Source organism: Pseudomonas sp. LJDD11 (genome assembly GCF_024584215.1).
GTDB lineage: Bacteria > Pseudomonadota > Gammaproteobacteria > Pseudomonadales > Pseudomonadaceae > Aquipseudomonas.
This window is the reverse complement of sequence record NZ_JANJFL010000065.1, coordinates 1-1,139: the sequence shown is the minus strand read 5'-3', so window position 1 is coordinate 1,139 and position 1,139 is coordinate 1. Positions and strand designations below refer to the sequence as shown.

1 protein-coding gene is annotated in these 1,139 nt (G+C 64.0%); it reads left to right on the top strand.

The window, feature by feature from the left end; translation table 11 throughout:
• The coding region (gene fdhA, locus NRB16_RS28730) for a formaldehyde dehydrogenase, glutathione-independent (protein ID WP_306456556.1) at positions 1 to 1,139 on the top strand (1,139 nt) is incomplete at both ends.

Sequence of the window (1,139 nt, the reverse complement as noted above, 5' to 3'; positions counted from 1 at the left end):
ATCGATTACCCGAAAATGCAGGACCCGCGCGGCAAGAAGATTGAGCACGGTGTGATCCTCAAGGTGGTCGCCACCAACATCTGTGGTTCCGACCAGCACATGGTGCGTGGCCGTACCACGGCGCAGATCGGTCTGGTATTGGGCCACGAGATCACCGGTGAAGTGATCGAGAAAGGCTCGGACGTCGAGAGCCTGAAAATCGGTGACCTGGTCTCGGTGCCGTTCAACGTGGCGTGCGGCCGTTGCCGCTCGTGCAAAGAGATGCACACCGGCGTGTGCCTGACCGTCAACCCGGCCCGTCCGGGCGGTGCTTACGGTTACGTTGACATGGGCGACTGGACCGGTGGCCAGGCCGAGTACGTGCTGGTGCCCTACGCCGACTTCAACCTGCTGAAACTGCCGAACCGCGACAAGGCCATGGAAAAGATCCGTGACCTGACCTGCCTGTCGGACATTCTGCCTACCGGCTTCCACGGTGCGGTGACCGCTGGCGTTGGCCCAGGCAGCACGGTCTATGTCGCCGGTGCCGGCCCTGTGGGTCTGGCCGCTGCCGCTTCGGCGCGCCTGCTCGGCGCTGCCGTGGTGATCGTCGGTGACCTGAACCCTGCGCGTCTGGCGCATGCCAAGGCCCAGGGTTTTGAAATCGCCGACCTGTCGACCGACACCCCGCTGCATGAACAGATCGCCGCGCTGCTGGGCGAGCCGGAAGTGGACTGCGCGATCGACGCCGTGGGCTTCGAAGCCCGTGGCCACGGCCATGAAGGTGCCAAGCACGAGGCACCGGCCACGGTGCTCAACTCGTTGATGCAGGTGACTCGCGTGGCGGGCAAGATCGGTATTCCGGGCCTGTACGTGACCGAAGATCCGGGTGCAGTAGACGCGGCGGCCAAAAACGGCGCCCTGAGCATCCGCTTCGGCTTGGGCTGGGCCAAGTCGCACAGCTTCCACACCGGCCAGACCCCGACCATGAAGTACAACCGCCAGCTGATGCAGGCGATCATGTGGGACCGTCTGAACATCGCTGAAATCGTTGGCGTGCAGGTGATCAGCCTGGATCAGGCACCGGCTGGCTACGGCGAGTTCGATGCAGGCGTGCCGAAGAAATTCGTCATCGACCCGCACAAGACCTTCAGCGCCGC